Source organism: Arhodomonas sp. KWT (assembly GCF_010993615.1).
In genome coordinates, this window is record NZ_WNXE01001042.1 from 1 (window position 1) to 573 (window position 573).

Below are 573 nucleotides of genomic sequence, written 5' to 3' on the forward strand. Positions count from 1 at the left end.
CAGGGTCGATTCCGGCAGGTGGAAGTTGGTGATCATCGCGTCCACCGCGCGGAAGCGATAGCCGGGGTAAATGAAGATATCGGTCTCGCCGCTGAATGCCGCCGGCGTGCCGGCGCGGGCGCAGGTCTCCAGCGCGCGCACCACCGTCGTACCCACCGCCACCACCCGGCCGCCACGCTCGCGGGTACGCGCCACCGCTGCGGCTGTGTCCGCCGGCACGTTCAGCCACTCGCTGTGCATGTGATGACGCGTAATGTCCGCCTCGCGGACCGGCTGGAACGTCCCCGCCCCCACGTGCAGGGTAACGCGCGCGGCCTCCACGCCGGCACCGGCGAGCCCGGCCAGCAGCGACTCGTCGAAATGCAGGCTCGCCGTGGGCGCGGCGACCGCACCGGGGCGCTCGGCAAACACGGTCTGGTAGCGCTCGCGGTCCAGGCCCTCGTCCGGCCGGCGGATGTACGGCGGCAGGGGCATGTGGCCGTGGCGTTCCAGCAGTTCGAGCAGCGGCGTGTCGCCGGCGAAATGCAGCCGGAAGAGCGCGTCCTCGCGCGCGACGACCTCCGCCTCGATCCC

The 573-nt window shown here is 72.1% G+C and carries 1 protein-coding gene; it reads right to left on the bottom strand.

What is annotated here, in order from left to right:
- A partial coding sequence (locus G7A99_RS24040) for an S-adenosylmethionine:tRNA ribosyltransferase-isomerase (RefSeq protein ID WP_163144593.1) occupies positions 1-573 on the bottom strand: 573 nt, incomplete at both ends.